The sequence below is a fragment of the Bowmanella dokdonensis genome (assembly GCF_017254865.1).
GTDB classification, from domain to species: Bacteria; Pseudomonadota; Gammaproteobacteria; order Enterobacterales; family Alteromonadaceae; genus Bowmanella; species Bowmanella dokdonensis.
Map to the genome: position 1 here is coordinate 1 of NZ_JAFKCV010000456.1, position 255 is coordinate 255.

The window sequence follows — 255 nt, forward strand, 5'->3', positions numbered from 1 at the left end:
CCATTGTCCAATATTCCCCACTGCTGCCTCCCGTAGGAGTCTGGGCCGTGTCTCAGTCCCAGTGTGGCTGATCTTCCTCTCAGAACAGCTAGAGATCGTCGCCTTGGTAGGCCTTTACCCTACCAACCAGCTAATCTCACTTGGGCCCCTCTTTGCGCGAGAGCCCGAAAGCCCCCTTTGGTCCGAAGACATTATGCGGTATTAGCAGTCGTTTCCAACTGTTGTCCCCCTCGCAAAGGCAGATTCCCAAGCATT

The 255-nt window shown here is 54.9% G+C and carries 1 rRNA gene; it reads right to left on the reverse strand.

Going from position 1 to position 255, the window contains the following annotated elements:
* A 16S ribosomal RNA gene (locus J0A66_RS23285) occupies positions 1–255 on the reverse strand; the annotation flags it as partial.